At 59.6% G+C, this 20944-nt stretch carries 10 protein-coding genes; 5 read left to right on the top strand and 5 right to left on the bottom strand.

Features of this window, described 5'->3' with window-relative positions:
* Position 1 precedes the first annotated feature (1 nt).
* Both JNN07_02285 and JNN07_02280 read left to right on the top strand, forming a co-directional pair.
* Entirely contained in the window at positions 2–1201 is a 1200-nt protein-coding gene (locus JNN07_02285; GenBank protein MBL9166552.1) for an AGE family epimerase/isomerase, read from the top strand.
* 415 nt (positions 1202–1616) lie between these two features.
* Positions 1617–3587 carry a hypothetical protein gene (locus JNN07_02280; protein MBL9166551.1) on the top strand — a complete coding sequence of 657 codons (1971 nt, stop codon included), beginning with the start codon at positions 1617–1619 and terminating at the stop codon, positions 3585–3587.
* Positions 3588–3607: 20 nt separating this feature from the next.
* Here JNN07_02280 and JNN07_02275 read toward each other — a convergent pair whose 3' ends face one another.
* The 3 genes from JNN07_02275 to JNN07_02265 form a co-directional block, all read right to left on the bottom strand.
* Positions 3608–4903 carry a hypothetical protein gene (locus tag JNN07_02275; protein MBL9166550.1) on the bottom strand — a complete coding sequence of 432 codons (1296 nt, stop codon included), beginning with the start codon at positions 4901–4903 and terminating at the stop codon, positions 3608–3610.
* 20 nt (positions 4904–4923) lie between these two features.
* Positions 4924–6105 (bottom strand): ThuA domain-containing protein, encoded by a 1182-nt coding sequence (locus JNN07_02270; protein MBL9166549.1) that lies wholly within the window; start codon positions 6103–6105, stop codon positions 4924–4926.
* A 93-nt stretch (positions 6106–6198) separates the two neighbouring features.
* Entirely contained in the window at positions 6199–9366 is a 3168-nt protein-coding gene (locus tag JNN07_02265; GenBank protein MBL9166548.1) for a hypothetical protein, read from the bottom strand.
* On the opposite strand from JNN07_02265, the gene JNN07_02260 reads away from it, so the two are divergent.
* The 3 genes from JNN07_02260 to JNN07_02250 are packed head-to-tail and all read left to right on the top strand — an operon-like array spanning position 9365 to position 13569.
* Positions 9365–9607 carry a hypothetical protein gene (locus JNN07_02260; protein MBL9166547.1) on the top strand — a complete coding sequence of 81 codons (243 nt, stop codon included), beginning with the start codon at positions 9365–9367 and terminating at the stop codon, positions 9605–9607. The genes JNN07_02265 and JNN07_02260 overlap by 2 nt on opposite strands.
* A complete protein-coding gene (locus tag JNN07_02255; protein MBL9166546.1) occupies positions 9579–12098 on the top strand; it encodes a DUF1553 domain-containing protein in 2520 nt (839 codons plus the stop codon). Before JNN07_02260 ends, JNN07_02255 begins: the two co-directional genes overlap by 29 nt.
* A gap of 4 nt (positions 12099–12102) precedes the next feature.
* Entirely contained in the window at positions 12103–13569 is a 1467-nt protein-coding gene (locus JNN07_02250; GenBank protein ID MBL9166545.1) for a DUF1501 domain-containing protein, read from the top strand.
* A gap of 277 nt (positions 13570–13846) precedes the next feature.
* Here the strand turns inward: JNN07_02250 and JNN07_02245 are convergent, their stop codons facing one another.
* Together JNN07_02245 and aroE are read right to left on the bottom strand one after the other, a co-directional pair.
* Positions 13847–19687, bottom strand: coding sequence for a HEAT repeat domain-containing protein (locus JNN07_02245; protein ID MBL9166544.1), 5841 nt, complete (start codon positions 19685–19687; stop codon positions 13847–13849).
* A 358-nt stretch (positions 19688–20045) separates the two neighbouring features.
* The gene (gene aroE / locus JNN07_02240) at positions 20046–20900 is read right to left on the bottom strand and encodes a shikimate dehydrogenase (GenBank protein MBL9166543.1); all 855 of its coding nucleotides are present in this window, start codon (positions 20898–20900) and stop codon (positions 20046–20048) included.
* Between the last annotated feature and the right edge of the window lie 44 nt (positions 20901–20944).

Below are 20944 nucleotides of genomic sequence, written 5' to 3'. Positions count from 1 at the left end.
AATGGACGGGCTCAGCCTCCAGGACCTCGACCGGTATCGTTCCGTCTATCGCGACGGCTTGCTGCAGAACACCCTGCCCTTTTGGTTGCCCCGCTGCATTGATCGAGAGCAGGGCGGCTATCTGACGGCGCTGGGTGAGGATGGAGCCGTGCTGCAAACCGACAAATCGGTGTGGTTCCAAGGTCGGCTTGCGTGGCTATTGTCCACTCTCTATCAGACCGTTGAGCCGCGGCCCGAGTGGCTGGAATATGCCAAGCACGGAATCGACTTCATCAACCGCCATTGCTTTGACACCGACGGCCGCATGTTCTTCCTGGTGACTCGAGACGGTCGGCCGCTAAGAAAGCGCCGTTACTGCTTCTCGGAGCTCTTTGCGATCATCGCTCTGGCAGCTTATGGAAAAGCCGCCAACGATGAAGGATGCCGTCGTCAAGCGCTCGCCCTCTTCCGCTCAGTACTCCAATTTCAAGGCGAACCAAAAATCAATCCGGACACCAGACCTATGAAGGGACTGGTGATGCCCATGATTCTGATAGTCACTGCGCAGGAACTCCGAAAAGCCACGGGGGATCCACTGTGCACGGAAGTGATCGATCGCTGCGTGAACGAGATCGAGCGCGATTTCTTGAAACCCGAACTGCGCTGCTTGATGGAAACCGTGGGGCCGGGAGGAGAGTTGATCGACACCTTCGACGGACGCCTGATCAATCCGGGGCACGCCATCGAGGCCGGCTGGTTTCTGCTGGAGGAGGCGCGCCAACGCGGCGGGCACGAGAAAATCACCCGCTTGGGCGCCACCATCGTCGAGTGGATGACGAACTGGGGCTGGGATACGGAGCACGGCGGCATCCTCTACTTTCGCGATGTGAAGAACCTCCCCTGTGCCGAATACTGGCATGACATGAAATTCTGGTGGCCGCACAACGAGGCGATCATTGGCAATCTACTCGCTTACCTGATGACCGGCGAGGTCAAGTTCGCCGATTGGCATCGCAAGATTCATGACTGGTCATACAGTCACTTTCCTGACCCTGTTCACGGCGAATGGTACGGCTACCTCCACCGCGACGGCTCCATCTCCACTCGACTCAAGGGCAACATCTGGAAAGGACCGTTCCATCTCCCCCGCATGCAGTGGTATTGCTGGCAAAGGCTGGACGAGGAAATCCAGCGGCAAGGCGGTTCTTTGTCAACATCCTAACCCCGAGCGCCGTCGATTCGGACTCCGGCACCTCAGACGATACGATATTAGGAAGCCGACGATGTCGGGTTGGAACCAGCGGGCACCCGCGCTTCGCTGATAGCCCGTGACTCTTGCAGTTTCTTCTCCACCCACAGCCAAGTGATCTTCCAAGGGAGGGTTTCCGAACGACGGGGAGGATGAGTATTTAGCGGAACGGAAGGATTCTCTACGGCAGCTCTCATATGCAACCTGAATTACAACCTGAACTAAGGTAACTGATTTGGGCCCAACCTTCTTCCGGACTTAGGCTGAAAGCGGAGGCCCTGTTCATTATTTCAGACAGGGCTAATTCAAGGTCGTCACGTGGAATGGCGTGCGGGAGTTGCTACTTGCCCCAATCGGCGACTCTACGCTCTTATCTCCTTCGTCTTACATGCCCGACTGGTTCTATCGCACCATTTCACGTCCCATGCTCTTCGCGTTGCCGCCGAGGCAAGCGCAACGATTCGCCGTGGAGTTCATGTCCGTGGTCGGCAGACTGCCTCTCGGCTTAGGCGCCACCTTCATCGACCTCCTCGGGCACATGCATCCACCCGAGTCGTTGCGAGCCTCGTGCGGTGGGACCATGATTCCTGGACCTGTAGGCCTCGGTCATCTTGTGGATCCGAGCGGTGAGGCGATTCGAGCCTGGTCGAGGTTTGGTTTTGGGCTCATCGAAGTCGGACCGGTTTCGAGTGAGACTGGGAACTCCAACCATCTCGCCAGGAACTCCGCCACAGAAACGATCACAGAAGGAACACCTCCGCTCACCCTTTCCGCCGAAGATTTGGCCCTTCGGCTTAGTGAACTCCCAGCAGGCGTCCAAACCCCGCTGTGGATTAGACTCTGGATTGCCGATCACCAAACTCCATTAGAAGCGGCCACCTGCCTGGATCGCTCCATGGAAACCTTGAGATTCAAGACGGCGGCATTCTCAGTGGATCGCAGTGCGCCTGCCGGAGGAACGCATTGGCAAGTTAACGAGTGGCGGCAGTTTTGGGAGGCTCTCTCAAAACACCGCTCTACTTGCACAACCGCTGCACGAATTTACTGGGTGCTAGCCCCAGAGCGATTGTCGCTGTGGAACGCGGTGCGTGATGCGGCCTTGAACGCGGGAGTGGTCGGACTCGTACTCGAATCGCGCGCGGACACCAGATCGACCCTGACCTACGGGACGCGAGCGGTCCCGGAGCAACTCGCTGCCATCCGCGAGTTTCGCCAGGGAGGTGACTCGAATTTCGGCCTGATCGTCTCCGGTGGCATCCACTGCCCCGCCGATGCACTAGAACTACTGCGGGCAGGGGCTGACGTTGCATTGATCGACAGCGGTCTGATCTATTCGGGACCGGGTCTAGCCAAAAGAATCAATGAAGCCGTCCTGGAGCATCGATCGCACGCATCAAGCACACATGATTCAACCCCTGCACCGGGTGTTTTTCGTTGCTCCTGGTTTTGGACATTGATGCTCGGGGTCGGGATGTTGACGGGTGGTTTAATGGCACTTTGGATCGCATCAAGTAAGGTGGTCATGCCTTACGACGAGGTCTATTGCGGTCTGACTCGCAACCAGCTCGTGGCCCTGAACCCAAAGCTTCTGCCTTTCATGGCTCACGACCGAGTGAGCCTGGCGGGCACCATGTTGACCATCGGGCTGCTCTATGCTGCCTTCGCCTGGTTCGGAGGACGCCGGGGCCAGCACTGGAGTCACGTCGCCACCCAATGTTCTGCTGGGGTGGGTTTCTTCTCGTTCTTCTTGTTTCTTGGGTTCGATTACTTTGATCCCTTCCACGCCTTTGTAACCGCCATACTCTTCCAACTCTTCATTCAGGCGCTGGTGGGACAACAGCTACCTATAGTGCACCATCACGCCCCAGAGCTCTGCGAGACCGCTGAGTGGCGGAGAGGCCAGTGGGGCCAACTACTCTGGGTGATCCACGGGCTCGGTCTGCTGGCTGCAGGAGGAATCATTTGCACGGTGGGTATCGGGGAGGTCTTGGTGGCCACCGATGAAAGCTTCCTAGGCGTTTCCTCGACGACAATAAGAGAGATCGCACCAAGGGTCTTACCACTGGTCGCCCATGATCGCGCAACGCTAGGCGGCATGCTCGCCGCCGCCGGGGTCTTGTATCTCCTCGCCTCACTCTGGGGCGTGCGGCGGGGCGAGGCCTGGCTTTGGCATACTTTAGTTTGGGGCGGGATCCTTTCCTATGCGCCCGCGATCGGAGTTCACTTCATCGTTGGCTATGTTGAATGGATCCATTTACTCCCAGCCTTTCTGGGGTTGGGGCTTCTGCTGATCGGCGCACTCCTGAACCGGCGCTGGATGTGGGGCACCGCAGCCAGACAAGTCGCTGACAGCCGATAGGCCACCTTACCCCAAAGCATCTACTGTTCACCCCAAGGCCGACTCGGAGGAGGTGGTGGAGGATCCGTCCACCGCCAGTTCTGTTGATAACCGAACTCGAGGTGCTGTACCTCAAGCCGCTTTCCGCCTTGGCTACAGGACTGCAGCAGAGCATCCAACAAGCCACTGCTTATCAAGGTGCGCTGCACGTTCCAGGAGGGATTCCCCGTTAGCATCATTCGCTCGATGCCATTGAGAAGCAGAGTAAAGTGAGCGCCTGGCCGGGCCTCCTGTGTCCAAAACTGCGTCGAATCCATACGTCCACCTTGGCGGTATCGCCAGGCTCCAGCCCATCCGTTCGCAGCACCGTTCATCTCCAAGACGGAGGCGCGAAGACCATCCTTATACTCCACCAGCCAGAGTATCGGTTGCTTCACGCGCTCACGAACCAGAGTCGGACTCAGATTCCCAGAACTAACTCGACCGAGAGCCGACTGAAACAGCTCGGGATCCACTCGCTTGTTTCCCAAAGCTGTCCAAACGGAATCCCCGGTGACGCATTGAACCGCCTTGACGCCAGTTTCGCCGCCCCGTCGTTGTTCCACAACGGATTGAAGACATTCCAGAGCATGAAACCCGTAGTGGTCGGTAGATCCATAGCTGATAATCGCGACTTCACTGAGATCGGCATCCCTGTCTACGTCCACCGCTGGATGCCGCCACGAACCGGGCACCGAAGATCCGGCCATGAGGGGAATCTTGAGCTCGCGAGCGGTATCATAAATGTGCTTCGCATCAATCCAGTTATCCGCCAAATGCTTATCAACGAACACCGGAACGACTCGTCCACTGTCACGAAATACCTGGATCATCTCATCCCAAAACCTTCGTTTCGGATACTGGGTGTTGCCAGTAGGCGAGCGTGGGTAATCGCCATGCTCGGCGATCAGCAGAACTCCCTCGACCGCCAGCTTCCCTGTTCCCAAGGTAAGCGTATCAGCAATGTTGGAGTAGACTCGAAATCGATGCGACGCAGCGAGGAGACGGCTGATATCATTCGCCGGTCTCTGATCCGTATAGAGCGAGACCAGCTTCAACGGGGAATCTTTGCCCGTTCCGTCCAACATATCGGTGAGCAAGAGACGGCTCACGATGATATCGGCGTGAGAATTGTGGCGATAGACCGTAGTAAGAGCCGCGACGTTCTTCAGGGCGGGAACCGCGTGAGCAATGGCTCCGTGGCTCATGAGAACGGTGACCAATGTCATGATCCAATTCAGGCGGAACTGCCGTGCGAACGTGCCTACCCGCACCTCTGCCGAATGGATCGCTTTCATGGTGGAGGTAGCTGGCCCGCTCATGGCAGGGCGAAGGAAGAAGGTTTCAGCATTTTCTTCTTCCAATAGCCGTTATCAAAGAAGCGATATCCGGTCGGTTGGTAGTCCCCGACGAGCTCTACACCTGTTCCACCTCGAGGAATCTTCCTTTCCAGCCCCACACACCAATAGACCGCGTTCACCAGCATTCGACGGGTCCCGGCGGAGGCAAGATCCGTCGCGGATCCCATCGTGGTAACAAAAGCTCTGCCTCGGCGACCGTCCGGAACTTGATAGGTCTTGGTCCAGGCCACAGGAAGTGGTGGATCGTTGGGATTGTAACGATCGTCTCCACGGTCGGCAGTAGGGTTGTGAGCGATGCCGGCCACCTCGGTGTCGGTGGGCCTCATGCCCAAAAACGCGTCGTTCTGATCAAAAGGCCCTCGTCGATTCATCGACTGGCCTAGAACGATCGGTATGGATCCAGCGGGCAGAGGCAGACGAACGGCATAGACATCGGTCGGCCCCCAAATATCGCCATCTTTCAACCCGCGCGTGAGACGAAGGGACGATGCGCCGGGCGCGATGAGTCCACGGGTGCTTTGATGATTATGATAACCGTGATGGTAAAACCAGGTGTCACCCAGCACAGTTCCACCGAATCCGCCCAGCCAACCTCGCTTGTCTCCATCATACTTTGGGTCACGATGCACCCAGTTGGTCGGGCCGTTATATCGATAGTCGTAGTGAATCCAATCCCGCCGCTCGGCCGGGATGCGGAAGGCATGTGTCGCGGTACGCATCCCGATGACAGGGAGACCGGCCTTCAGATAGTTGTCTATCTGACGCATTTGGTCATCCGGCAAATTGCGGAATCGGGTCGCAATGATCAGGAGATCCGCCGTTTCCAAGGCTTGTAAACCCGGTATGTTGAATGACACGTTCGGATTGATGGTTCCGGTGGCCGGATCAATGGCATACAGCACTGTGCACTTAAATCCATGGCGTACCGAAAGGATCTTCCCCAACTGACTCAGAGCTTCCTCGGAGCGATACTCCTCATCCCCTGACACCAGGACCACACTCTTGCCCTTACCTGGACCAGAGCCTCCTGGATAGACAACCCAGGGTGACTCCAAGTCAGCACCGAAAGCAGTTGGCCCCAGCGCCCATAGAAGGAAGCAAACTGTGAGGCATTTAAACAGAAGTCGGATCGTCATCATAGCGAGTGGTAGTGGAGTCTTCTGCCGAGTCACGAGGACATTGGCAAGTCAAATGGGACTCACGGTCAGCCCAAATACAGTTCCAAAGTTCATTCAGCCCTCGGAAGCCGGAGGCAATGGAGAGGAACGGGATAATTCCTTCCGGGAAAGGTCCTCGAAAGAGAACTGGGCGATGCGAGACGCCCACATGGAAGCTCTGGAGAGAGGGACCGCTTGCCAACGTTTCGCATCTTCTGTCGCTTCAAATTCCTGAAGACGTCGAAGAGTCTCTGGCGCCACTTCTGTGAAATCAGTCTGCCCCATCATCACGTGCAACGCCTCCAGGACGGTCCCAGATTGCCCGAGACTAAGCCCAGTCAGCAACTGTCCCGCGAGGGCCGGGGCACCGGTCACGATTGAGAGAAGGAGCATCGGAGCTGCCAATCCACCCAACCCATCGCTTTGATCTCCAAAAGCGGTCCTCTCGCGATCGGTGAGCGCTGCGCGAAAGAGACGGTAGCTATTCACGAACCGCTTCGTTGCCCGGGGCGAACGACCGATGATCAGGGCGAGCGAGGCCATCGCCTCTCGCTCGGCGCTTCCGAGGACGAGTAGCACCGGGGCCAGGGCTGTAGTGGGTTCAGCAATCCTGGACTCAGGTCCTTGGTTAGGATTTGCGCTGGAAAGCGCGCCAGCCACAGGGCGCTGGTCGGAGTAGGAATCCTCCGAATCATTGGCGATAACGTTCGAAGCAGACTCGCCCCGATTGCTGAGATCCGACACATTCTGGTTCTCACGCACCGATGGCTGCACTGCCGACGCCGATGAGCCAGCGGAGTCCGAGCCGCTGGTCAATTTACCAATCAACACCTTGGCCGCATCGGCGTCGAGTGGTGGAACCCACAGCGGAATCTGGAAAATCTTTTCCAAGTAGTCGGAAGGCGTCACCGGCGATATGCCCACTTCGCGTGACCAGACGCGGTCTTTGTCATCCTCTTCCTTAGTCCTCGCCAACAGGGCGGGATATTCCTTGGCTAGCGAGTGCGCCATCCACCGTGAGTCAACCCCGACCACGACCACAAAAACATCGAAGGACAGCAGAAGGTGGATTGCCTGCAAGACTTCCACCACCCGGTTCGAGGGACAACGATCGAGATCGTCGATGTAGAGCACGATGCGGTTGATGCCCAGGTGTGCGAAGAAAGCAGCGGCGTCACCGGGAGTGATTTCAGGTCGAGCTTTGAGCAGGGCTTCCTGGACTTTGAGAACCTCCCTATCCAGTCCAAGACGCTGGGCATTGTGCGCCCGAACCAACTCACTCAGATGCTCAAAGTCGCGTCGAATGAGGGCAATCAAGCCCAGGTGCTTCTGATAATCGCCGCTGGCCAGTCGCTGCTCGATAAACCGGGTAATGGCCCGGCCGGAAAGGGCATCGTTCACCTCGGCCATGGCACCTCTCAATTCCTTCTCCTTCTCTGCCAGCCCAGCCTTGGCGGCATCGACGGCCGCCTGCGCTTCGGCCACTTTCTGTTCACCCAACGATATCAGTCTCGCCTTCTCCGAGTCGGCGGCGGCCAGTCCCGACTCGATGCGACGTCGCGCAGCGCCCAAGGGAGCCAAAGCCGCCAAAACCTCCGAGGCCCGACCATGGACCCACCGGATACCATTAACACCAGCCGCCAGGAGACCAGCCATCGATGTTCCGAGCCAAACGCCCGTCTGACGGAAGAAGTCACCGGCGGGAGTAAAGGATAGCACCAGTAAGAGCAGCAGCGGCGCGAGGACGATCACCAGGACCAGGGAGAGCTGTCGCGCCGCATCCCGAGCGTGAACCAGGCGTCGCGCCACGGCTTGGAGGACGCCGGCGGTTGTCCCAAGCTCTTGCAACTGTCCGTAAATCGATTCGACATTTCCTGTCGTTTCCTCCAGCTCGAATCCCAACTCCTGCAACTGCCGGATCACCTGCTTGCGGAGCGGGGCGAACCCCTCGTTGTTCTCGATGAACGACCAAAGAGATCGGCTGGCCAGACGTGCCAGGTTTTGGACCGCCGTGTCTTGCTGGATGCGAGTGTTCTGCAGGAGAGTTTCCGCGGAATCCTTCGCTTGGCGAGCTTCACTCTCACGGCGCACCGCTTCGTCGCGCATTTCCGTGGCGATGCAGAGCTTGTCGAGAGCCCGCCGCAGGGGAGTTGACGCTGTTGTCGAAACCTCAGGCTCCCAGCTGCGAAGATCCGAGAGGAGATGCGACATGAGCGAAGCCCACAGATTGGCATCGATGTAGTGCCAGGCATTGAACTCGACCTGGACCACGTTCGGCCAGCAAGCAGAGGCACCAGTCGGATTTTGCTTAGCCAAAGCGCGAGCGCCATCGGTCAGTTTACCGATGGCACCGCGAAGCCTTCGCATAAAGAAGCTTTTGCCCGAACCCCAGTTTCCAAAGACACCCAAGGAGAGATTCCCGTCGAGTTGTGGAGAGGCGATCAGGTGAGCCAGTGCGTTGACCGTGCTCTCGAGGTTTAGGCAGTCGTCTCCGGGTTTGCCAGAGGGGTTATCAGAACCGTAACCAGGCATATAGGGACCCTGCGGGAGGGATTCCCCCTGCTTTTTCTCCCGGGTCGGAGCACCGGCAGCGATACGGGAGGTATGCTCGGCGGCCAAACGTCGCCATTTCTCTCGCTCTGCCAAGGGACCTCCTTCGGCGAGGCTGTTCAAAAACTCCGCAAGGAGGATCTCCCGATCGATCCCGGCATCATCAAGAATCTCCCAGGCGCTGGTGGGTTTAACTCGACCGTTAGGGCGATACATCAGCAAAGCGGTAATGAGATGTCGCGCGGCCAGAATGTCGTCGTGACGCGGAAGCTGCATCGCTTGCTCGAACACCCCCAACAGACTGTGTGAGGCATGGGTCGCCGTCTGCGGAGCATCGTTCGGTGCACGTCGGTTGCGGTCAAAAAAGTGCTTTCGCGCGGCCGTGAAACGAGCGCCGTTCATCTCGTTCAGCAGCCGGGAGAGCACATTCGGGGCGTAGACTTCGCCGGACTTGACCACGCGATTGCCGGCACGCTCGAGGCAAATCAACATCATTCCCGTCCCAATCAGACCGCGAAAATCCTCATTGCGAGCCGTCTGGCGGACAGACGCAAGCACTCCCCGCACACTCGCCGAGAGAGGAAACCTCTCGAGCAGCTCGAGGGGCCTCCCGCTGTCCGTCGCCGCGGAGGCCTGGTTGGGGGCGTCCGAGGAGTTGTTCGGAGGAGTGGGAGAATCTGAGGGCGCACTCATGAGCAAGAACCTAATGACACCTGCCCCTGAAGAGCAAACCCTGATTCAGGGCCGAGGCAAGCGGGGGGGGAGTCGTGAATCAAGTGAAATCTGGCTTCTCGTGCGGACTTCCCATGTGGCCGATACGACGATGACAATTTTGGAAAACTTTAATCCCACGTTCCTAACGTTTTCTCATTTGCTGCCTCCCCTCCCCAAGCTAGTCTATCGCCGTGCCATCGCATCGCATCCAGAGATTTAGAGGCCTGTTCCTGGCGCTGCTAATCTTCGCCTGGAACCGCCATACTGAGGTGGCTGGAGAGCCGGTACGCTTCTCGCGCGAGATCCTTCCGATCCTGTCGGACTATTGTTTCCAGTGTCACGGCCCAGACGAACACTCGCGGAAGGCGGAACTCCGGCTCGATACCGAGGAAGGCGCTCGGCGCAAAAACCGGGAAGGCAGGGCGGCCGTTGTTCCGGGCCAGAGCAACCAAAGCCTCCTGATGCAGCATGTCCTGAGCACTTCCCCGGACGAGGTCATGCCCCCTCCCAAGGCCAAGCATCCGCTCCGCTCGGACCAGATTCAGCTGCTGAAGCGCTGGATCGACGAAGGGGCTATCTGGGGACGCCACTGGGCCTTCGAGCAGCCGGCCCGACCGGCACTTCCCGAAGTCAAAAATCGATCATGGCCTAGGAATGCCTTGGATTTCTTCGTCCTAAGCCGACTCGAACGAGAAGGTTGGCAGCCCGCTCCCGAGGAATCTTCATCCCGCCTCCAGCGGCGACTGTTTCTGGATCTCACGGGACTCCCCCCCTCCGAGGCGGATGTCACGCTGAACGCCCAGGAATCCTCTCCCAAGACCTACCACGCCCTGATCGACCACCTCATCGCGTCGCCGCACTTTGGCGAGCGCATGAGCTGGGATTGGTTGGAAGCGGCCCGCTATGCGGATTCGAACGGCTACCAGGGGGACAACGAACGAACCATGTGGCCATGGCGGGACTGGGTGGTTCAAGCATTCAACCGGAATCTCCCTTTTGATCAGTTCACCCTCTGGCAACTCGCGGGCGACTTACTTCCCCATCCGACCGGGGAGCAACGCCTGGCGACGGGGTTTCTAAGGAACCACATGATCAATGGAGAGGGGGGACGGATTCCGGAGGAGAACCGGATCGACTACGGCATGGACATGACGGAAACCACGGCCACCGTCTGGCTCGGACTCACCTTCAACTGCTGCCGTTGTCACGATCACAAATTCGATCCCCTTAGCCAGCGCGACTACTACAGCCTGTTCGCCTTCTTCAATCAAACACCGGTGGATGGAGCCGGTGGCAACCCTCAAACCCCTCCGGTGCTGGAGCAACCCAGTCCCGAACAACGGCAGCGCTCGGAGACACTCCAACAGCGATGGAAGGAACTGCTGCAGATGCAAACCAAAGCTGAGGCAGACAAGTTTCCCAGGAAGGCGGGAGAGAGCATTAAGTCACATCCCGGCTTTGAGACCTTACCCAAAGAGATTCAAGAAGCCCTGTCTCTCGCCCCCGAAAAGCGCGACGCTGGACAACTCGCCAAAATCGCAGCGCATTGGAAGACCAACGACGTTGGATTCTCCCGGCAGGTAGAAATTCTTCAGAAAGCGGTCGCCGAAAAGGCGGACCACGCCAGAACCATTCCACGCGTGATGGTCATGGAGGACCGACGGGAGCCTCGAGAAACCTACGTCCTCTCGAAGGGACTCTATGATCGTCCAGCTCAAAGAGTCGGAATGGCCGTGCCGTCCAGCCTTCCTCCCCTGCCACCCGGATCCCCCACCAATCGCCTAGGGCTCGCCCAATGGATCGTCTCCGACCAAAACCCACTGACAGCCCGGGTCATCGTGAATCGGCTCTGGCAGCAGTTTTTCGGAATCGGACTGGTGAAAACTGCCGAGGACTTCGGGATCCAGGGCGAAAGGCCGGAGCATGCCCAATTGCTCGATTGGCTGGCGATGGAGTTCATCGAGTCAGGATGGAACGTCAAACACCTCTGCCGAATCATCGTTGACAGCGCCACGTATCGGCAAAGCTCGCAGGCCGCGCCAGGCTCGTACGAACGTGATCCGCAGAATCGGCTTCTGTCCCGTGGCCCGCGATTTCGTATGCCTTCCTGGATGATTCGAGACTACGCACTCGCCTCCAGCGGCCTGCTAGAACTAAGAACCGGCGGGCGTCCGGTCAACCCATACCAACCACCGGGGGTGTGGGAAGAGGCTACGTTCGGTGCGAAGAAGTACAAACCCGACACGGGAGAAGCTCTATACCGCCGCAGTCTCTACACGTTCTGGCGGCGAATCGTCGCGCCCACCCTGTTTTTCGATACCGCCTCCCGCCAGGTGTGCACCGTCAAACAGCCACGCACCAACACGCCGCTGCAAGCGCTCACCACACTCAATGACGTGACCTTCGTGGAGGCCGCTCGTGCTCTTGCAGAACGAATCATCAAGGAATCCGGCCCGGATCCCACCCGGCGAATTCAGGCCGCTTTTCGCCGCATCCTGGGACGCGTCCCCACGAACGCCGAGGCGGACATTCTACTGAAGGCGGTCACGCGACACCAAACCGAGCTGCCACGTGACCCCACGGCTGCGGAACGGCTGCTGTCCCTTGGCGAGTCCAAACGTGACCTCAGCCTGCCGGCCGTCGACCACGCTACCTGGACTTTGGTCTGCAGCACTCTGCTGAATCTCGACGAGGCCCTCACCAAGGAATAGCGCGATGAACCCTTTCAGCGAACATCAGCTTCTCAACACTCGCCGAGAATTCTTCGGTCGCAGCGCCTCAGGCATCGGGGTGGCGGCTCTTGCCTCGCTGTTGACGCGCGACGGTCTCGGAGCAACAGATAAAGCGTCGACCGGCAAGGGCCTTCCCGGGTTCCCTCACCTGCCCCCCCGAGCCAAGCGAGTCATCTATCTCTTCCAAAACGGAGCCCCCACGCACGTGGAGTTGTTCGATTACAAACCACGGTTGACCGAGCTTCACGGCAATCCAGTGCCCGATGGCTACATTGGAGGCAAGCGCTTCAGCACCATGACCGGCAAAGCCGATGGGAAACTGATCCTCGCTCCCGTGGAACCGTTCCGCCAACACGGGCAATCCGGAGCCTGGGTCAGCGCCTTCATGCCGCACACCGCTCGCGTGGTGGACGACCTGTGCTTCATCAAGAGCATGCACACCGATGCCGTCAACCATGCGCCGGCCATTTCTTTGCTGTTGAGCGGAGCCCAGATTCCAGGTCGTCCCACCATGGGCGCCTGGCTTACCTATGGCTTGGGGTCCGAAGTGGATAATCTCCCCTCATTCGTGGTCATGACCTCCGTCAGCAAGGGCACCTCCTGCGGCCAGATATTCTATGACTTTTATTGGGGTTCCGGTTTTCTGCCTTCCCGCTTCCAGGGCGTTAAATTCCGCGGCAGTACCGACCCGGTGCTCTACCTCAACAACCCCGATGGCGTCAGCCGAGAGCTTCGCCGCGGAATGCTCGACGACCTGGCGGCGATCAACCAGATCAAGTTGCAGCAATTCGGCGATCCGGAGATTGCCACCCGCATCGCCCAGTACGAAATGGCGTTCAAGATGCAAGCCAGCGTGCCGGAGCTCACCGATCTGTCGAAGGAACCGGCTGCGGTCCTGGACCTCTACGGTCCCTCAGTACGGGAGCCGGGCACTTTTGCCTACAACTGCCTCATGGCACGCCGGCTGATCGAAAGGGATGTGCGTTTCGTGCAGGTTATGCACGCCGGATGGGATCAGCATAACAGCATCACCACCGAGCTGTACACCCAGTGCAAGGATACCGACCAGCCCTCCGCCGGCCTCATCACCGACCTCAAACAGCGCGGCTTGCTCGACGACACTCTCGTGATCTGGGGGGGCGAATTCGGCCGGACGCCGTTTATTCAAGGAGACATCAAGGACCGCAAACGCTGGGGACGCGACCACCATCCGTATGCTTTTACCGTCTGGATGGCGGGAGGCGGCGTGAAGCCTGGTTTCACCTACGGGGAGACCGACGACCTGGCGATGAACGTGATCCGGGATCCGGTGCACGTGCACGATCTGCAAGCGACGGTGTTGCACCAACTGGGCATTGACCACGAACGCCTCACTTATCGATTCCAAGGTCGGGACTTCCGTCTCACCGACGTTCATGGCAACGTTGTGAGCGAGATTCTGCAAAGCTAAGTCCGACGGCCTCTCTACGACCAAGCCTCGTTACCTCGGCGCCTGGAAGGCTCGGAAGGAAGGCCGAGACAACCTCCAAGGAAGACTTTTGCCCACGGAACACACAGAACACACGGAGTCGGAGGGAATTCAGCAGAACCGTAACTTCAGTCGGCTCGGCCTGTGCGGTTTCTCCTCGGATCCGTGTGGTCCGCGTGGTCCGTGGGCAAGATGTCCCCGCCCCCAAGGCTTCCGCACCTCACGACAGCGGTGCCATCGCGACGGTGGTGTTTGCGCCCTAGAGATTCCCCGAGCTGCGGATGAAACGAATCAAATCGGCAACCTCCTGCAGCTTTAGCCCTACCTCTAAGCCCTCGGGCATGAGCGAGAGATTGCCACTGCTCAACGTCGCAATGTCCGAGCGGAGCACGGGACGCGTTTTTCCATCAGCCAACTTGAAGACCAGGCTATTGCCCGTTTCGGCCGCAATCAACCCGTAGAGTTCCTCCCCGTCGGACATCGTTGCGGTGTACGCCGTAAACCCGGGCTCGATGCTGGCGTTAGGATCGACAATTGAAACGAGAAGCTTCTCGGGGGGATGATTGGCGACCGACTGGAGGTTGGGACCGAGGTCGCTGCCTTGAGTCCCGAGCCGATGGCAGGAAGCACACAATCTCGAGAACACAACCGCCCCCCGCCCTGCGTCTCCCTCGATTGACAACGCCGGACGCAACGCGTCTACCGCACCGACACGACTTCCTCCAACCGGCTCGCTCAAAATTCGGCCCGCCGCCTCCTTGACTTGTGGCGAGGCATGACGCAGCAAGCGCCCCGCGCTCGCTGCATCCAGCGAGGTCCGGGGAATCGTTCCGTTCTCGGCCAGACGGAGCAACTCCAGGCACCAAGCCTCGCGACCGAGCAGCTCATCCAACGCCTTGCGTCGGATCTCCGGAAGGAGCACGGGCCAGGCCCGCCCTATAATCTCCGGGACGGCCCGATCGGCACTTCGTCCCATCGCCTTGACGACCCCTTGCTGCAGCTCGCCGGGAACTCGCGGGTTCAGCAGCTCAGCCAGCAATCGGAGCGCGTCGCCCCGATACCTCTCCTCTCGAACCAACAAGGCGCCGGCCGAAAGCCGCGTGGCCGCTGCGGCCCCGGAGTCACGGCTTAAGCGCTCGACGGATGCTAAGAACGAGGGCAACCGGTCGAGTTGTTGGTTGAGGGCATCAGTCCCCGTGGCCTCACCCAACCTCAGTGCCGACCAGGAGCTTTTTCGACGGCTCAACCCGTCCAGAAATCGTCCCATCTGGTCCATCTGCGCGCAATCCGGCGTTTCTCCCGAGCCAGTCAAGAGGCGGCTCAACAAGCGCGCCAAAGGCTCGCGTTGTTCGGTAGCCAAGGCGAGATTGAGAAGCGGATCCACCCAGCCAGCCCGGGTCCCTCCGTCAGCCGAAAGAATCCCATCGATCAAAGGGAGGACATGAAGACGCGAAGAGCTCAAAACTGCGGCCTGTATAAAACGATCGGTACCATGCGATACCGCGATCCTCGCCAAGGTCGCACCCGCTCTCGGATCCCTCCACTGCCCCAGCGTCAAGGCGAGTTGCAACACAACTTTAGGCTCCGAGTCGGACGCTAAACGCACTGCCTCGGAAAGAATCTCCGGTGTCAAACGCGTCTCCGATAAGCGCAGGGCGTGGATTCGAACGCCCGGATGAGGATCGCGAAAGGCGGCCGTCAAAAGTTCGACCGGCAGCGAGCCGAGTCCATCCATCGTACATAGGGCATGCAGCCGTCCCAGCGGAGCCGAACTCTCACGCGCCAGTTTTTCGAGCAAGGGCACAACCTTGAGATCCTGACGCCAGAGAAGCAGCATCTGAGCCTTGTCCCTTTGCCAGCCGTTGGGCGACTCCAGAGTCTCCACCAGCTGATCTGAGGTCGCGGAAGCCAAGGCCGGCACCGGCCGCGGAGTGCCAAGCCGGGGAAGCACCCGATAGATCCGCCCACGATCCTCGCCGCGTCGGTAGTGCGGCAGAAGCTCGGCCTTTCCTTCCGGTGGCAGCCACTCGGGGTGCTCGATCATGTAGCGATACATGTCGACCACCCACAACGCACCATCGGGCCCGGTACGGGTCATCACCGGCCGACACCACCGATCTTCACTCGCAAAAAAATCCATCGCCGAACCGACTTCAGCCCGCGTGCCCTTGAAGGTGACGCCATCCTCGTGAACGAGGTTATGCTGAACCAGATTGTGGAACGGCTCACAGGTGAACGCATGCCTCAGTTCGCCGGTGCCAGACAAAAGGTCATCGCGATAGATCATGGCGGCGCACGCCGAGGTGAAATGCCCTGACTCGCCGAAGCTGTGAAACCGCTTCTCCCGCGCGCTGGCCGGGAAGACCTTGGGATTGTTCGGCGTGACGACTTGGTGAACCGGATTGGGCGCGGCCACGTACGGGTTGCGTCGCAGGTATTGATCCGCCAGTACGTAGTGCCACAGGGGCCAGGAGTTCTGCACACCAAACCAGTTGCCCCAGTTGTCTGGATTCCGTCCAAATTGTGACGGGCCGCTCTGAGCATCCAACTCTCCCGTGTCCGGGTTGAAGCGAAAGTCGCGGCTTCCGATGGCGTAATCCTGACCGTTGAGATGGGACCTGATTTTCGTAGCCGTGCCATAGCCGCCATGGTGAGCGCCGCTGGCACAATAAACCCAATTGTCCAATCCCCAGCGCAAACCGTTAACTCGGAGCTGTTGATTTCCCTCAAAAAATCCACTGAAGCGGACTTCGCGAACCTCTGCCTTGCCGTCGCCATCACCATCCTTCAGGAATAAGATCTCCGGCGCGGCCGTTACCAAAACCCCATCTCGCCAACACAGCAGCCCGGTTGGAAAGGAGAGTCCCTCGGCGAAAAGAGTGCTCTTGTCATAGCGGCCGTCCCTGTCAACATCCTCCAAGATTCGAATGCGTCCCCCAGCTTTCCCTTGGCCATCGAGTCCCAGGGGATAATCCACCATCTCCACCACCCACAGCCTTCCACGCTCATCCCAGTCGATCGCCACCGGCGATTCCACCAGCGGTTCCGACGCCACTAAATCGACCCGGAATCCCTCCGGAACATGGATCTTGGCGAGGGAGGCGGCAGGGGAAAGCGGCTCGTTCGCAACCGTTGAACTGGAAGCGGCCGAGGCCTGGCCTCGCTTCTCCAGTGAAGCTAAAGGGAGAATCGATGCGATCTCCTCTGCCGAAAGGGCCCGATCGAAAAGGGCGATATCGGTCAGTCGGCCGTTGAGACTGGCGAAGCCATCGTTCCTGCCTCCCCAGAAAACCTGGGGATTAGCGGGCGGGAATGTCGGCTCGAGCTCGGCGTCTATCTCGGGCTTCGACGCCCCATCGAGATGCACCCGCACTCGGCGGCCTTCTCGGACCAGGACGACGTGATGCCAAGTCAGCGGCACCAACTGCGTTCGACCAGCGCGAATCTCGTCACGCTGATTGCCGTTAAACCAAATCAAGACACCGGCGTTGCTATGACTGCCACCGATGCCAAGGTGATCTCCCGGGGCCCCGTCAGCCCCATCCTCACCTCGTGAGAAGAGGTAGCCAGTCACCGGTCGGACAGTGGTTGGCAGCTCATTGTAAAACCAAAACGCGGCGCTGTAATTAGCCCCCAGGCCTGGCACTCTGGCCGCAATTCTCCCGCCCGAGAAGCGCGCCGCTACAGCATCCGCCGCCGGCACTGCCACTCCGGCCTCCGCTATCGCGACCGGCTGTCTGGGGCCACCGAGCAAGGTTTGTCCCTCCGAGACTGAAGCGAGCCATCGAGCGATAGGCCTCAAGGCTTGGATGCCGGTCCCAACGGGGACGGGAGCGGCCGGGGTGAGCGCAGCGGCTCGGGACGGCTTAACTAAGGTGGAGGCGTTGAAGTGTGCCTCGATCTCGCCGGGAGCAAGCGCTCGATCATACCACGCCACCTCGTCGAGCTTCCCTTCCAGGCCGAAAGCACCGTCAGACCGTCCCCCGAAGAAGAGCTCCTCGGTTGGGGTCTCGCGCCCAGGTTCCAGTTCCCCTGCGAGATCGGGATCGGTCTCGCCGTTAACATATGCTGCGACGCGTTTACCGTCCCTCACCAGCACCACGTGATGCCAGGTACGCCAAGGCAGATCTCGCTTTCCAACCAACGACTGACTCCGGTCGCTTCCCCCGTTCGAAAACACCAAACGTCCAGGGACGGTTCGCGTCCCCCCGATCGAGAGATGTTCCCCCGGTGCGCCATAGACCCCATCGTCGCCTCGGGAAAAAAGGTAACCAGTCGTGTCCCGGACCGAAGTAGGCAAGCCATTCCAGACCCAGAACTCGGCGGTGTAGGCTCCGCGTGTGCGCGGGGCTCCGGCGCGCAGTCGCCCCCCCGCAAAGTGCACGGCTCGGTTGATGACCGGGCCGCTGAAGGCATTGGTGGTTTCGAGACGTGCCGGGTGAAAACCAACTGTCGCGCTGGCACCTGGCAGGAAGAGGGCGATCCCATCCTCGAAGGTGGCGTTGCGCCGATGCTCACTCGCATCGTATGCCGTCGGGATCACTCCTTCCTCCAGCCGCCAATACGCCGCTGGTTGGGAGGCGAGAACCGCCCGAGCGTAAGCACCGTGACTATTGGTCATGGGAATTCGCCGCGAACCCGACAGGTCCTCGAGGAGTGACAGCAAGGTTTCCACAATCCGCGGTTCCGCGCGTTCCTCCAAGCCCGCGGTCCGCGCGGGCCAGGTGGTGTATCCCCCCAGTCGATGCTGTTCAGGGGGCGGAATATACCCCTCCGCCCCGTTGGCTAGCTCGATGTTGAACGTCTGTCGAAACGGGCTCTGGGCCTTCAGTTTCAATCCCGTGAGGGCGAAGACCTCGTTTGGCAGAGCGGTAATTCCGAGATCCCCGATGCGCAGGGCCTGAAGCTTCAACTCGGTCCGGGGCCGCTCATGCAGCGCCAGTGCTTCCAAGGAATAGACCTCGGGCAGCGTGCTCGGCAAACGTCCTTCGAACGTCTTCGCCAGCCGCCGGGCCCAGGTCAGCCGATCGGCATCTGGAGCGCGATAGCTCAGCTCAATTGTGCGCTCCGCCATGCCCAACGGCACCCAATCCTGGAACTCGATTCGCCGGACGACATCGGTGGCCAGAGTGGCCATCTCCCGCGCGTAGGCGTCGTAGCCAATATCGCGGGCCGGGGCGGCATAATCCATCCACATCAAATCGCCGCTTGTGCCCTGGGACATCAACGCCAAAAAGCCGGCTCCAACGCCTGGAGCCTGACCTCCGAGAAACTCCGCCATGTATTTGCAAAACCTGCCATAATAGTCGGAGGAGATCAGGGGCGACCCGTAGTAGTGCTGCGAATAGTTACCCAGGAGCGCCAGGTATTTTCCGTCCAAAGTCTGCAGGGCGACAACGGAAAGTCCCGGATCCACCGGACCGGAAGGCCCCACGGCATCGGGACTCTGGTGTCCCGGATGCATGTGGGCGCGAACCGATTTCTGTCCGAACGGATCTGTCAGCAGGCGATCGGGACGTCGAATCCAGCGTCGATTGAAGGTGTGATCCCAATCATCCACTGAACCCCAGCCAATCCGAGCCGGAGTGAGGTTTCGAGCCGCTCCAATAATCGCCTCCGCAATCAGCGGCTCGAGAAAGCGGGCATAGTTGGTATCCATGCGACTGCCCAAACATCCCATGGCCGAGGGGGCGGAGTGTGTGTGGGTGGCCGACACCAGCATCTTCTCAACCGGGATGCCGGTAACCTGACTCGCCTGCTCCTTAGCCCGGTCCATCAAGTCCCGAGCCACCATGCAGGTGTCGATCACTGCCATCACCACGCGGGTTGTACCGTCGTCAAGCGCGAGAGAGCGGACGTGCAGCCGGTCCGCGACATTGGTCGCAGTTCGCTCGGTAAACATCGCGTTGACCAACACCGGGAAGCGCGTGGGAGTAATGTCGACGATATGCGTGCCAGCTCGAAAAACCTTCTTCCCCTGGGCCCAAGCCGACCCACCGGCTAGAGCGACCGCGATCAGGAGGCAGACAGGGAGCCAACTGAGGCGGCCCAGAAAACCCGACCGAAAAAGGTCACGTTGCGAGACTTTAGGGTGCTGCATGGATCTCTTCTAACGGGAGAACAGGCGCTTGACCAGAGAGGAGAAACTGTTCCTGAAGGATTCACCTCTTGCTCTCAACGCCACAATGATCTTCGAACGATCGCCGGAGCCTGCCAGGCTCGAAAGGAAGGCCGAGACAACCTCCAAGGAAGAGTTTCCCCACGGAACACACCGAACACACGGAGTCGGAAGGGATCCAGCAGAACAGTAACTTCAGTCGGCTCGGCGACTCGCCCCGCACCCGCAGTCGGTGTTGCAGTCGCTCCCCGGATCCGTGTGCTCCGTGGGCAACATGTCCCCGCTCCCAAGGCTTCCGCACCTCACAACAGCCGTGCCAACGCGACGGCGGTGTTGGCTGCTAAAGTCGCATCGCAGCAGCCAGTGCCTGATACATCACTGCACTGTCGGGCAGTATCCCGGTCCAGTACTCGACACCTAACACCCCCTGGTTGACGAGCATGGAGAGGCCATCCAGGGTTTTGCAGCCGGCCTCTCGGGCGTCGCGGAGGAAACGAGTCACCGGCGGGCTAAACACCACATCCGCCACAATCTGGCCTGACCTAAATGTAGAGACGTCGAGAGGCAGTCGCGCATGGTCGTCATACAGCCCGATTGAAGTTCCGTTAATCACGATGTCCGCCTCGGACGGCAGGGCAAAATCTCCGGTCCACGGGTGCAATTCCGCCCGACAGCTCAGCTTGCTCACCAGGAGGTCGAGCAACGGACGACCTCGCTCCGGCGAGCGATTCACCAGGATGAATCGACTCACTCCGGCGAGGGCGAGCTCGACCGCCACCGCTCGTGCGGCTCCGCCCGCTCCAAACAGCACCACCGTCTTGCCTCGCGGATCGGTCAACTCCTGAAGAGAGCGCAGAAATCCCTTTCCATCGGTGTTTTCGCCGATCAGTTTGTCCCCCCGCCGGACGACGCAGTTAACCGCCCCGATTACCGACGCCGACTGGCCCAGACCATCCAGCAGCGGGATGACGCTCACTTTGTGCGGCATGCTGAGGTTGAATCCCTTGTAACCGGTGGCCCGCAACCCTTTAACGGCATCCGCCAGGTTTTCAGGCGGACACTCCATATTGATGTAGCGGCCGTTGATCCGGTGATGCCGGAAGGCGGCCTCGATCATGGCGACCGTGGGATTTCCCGCTGCGCCTTGTGAAAGGCAGCCAACCAGGTCAGGACAGAATGAAGCAGGTAGAGACATAAATCACGAAAGCATACGGGACCGCAGTGTTGAAACACTCTTCT

It is taken from the genome of Verrucomicrobiales bacterium, assembly GCA_016793885.1.
Lineage (GTDB): Bacteria > Verrucomicrobiota > Verrucomicrobiia > Limisphaerales > UBA11320 > UBA11320.
Note: the sequence above shows the minus strand (reverse complement) of the source record. Positions and strands in the feature narration are given on the sequence as shown.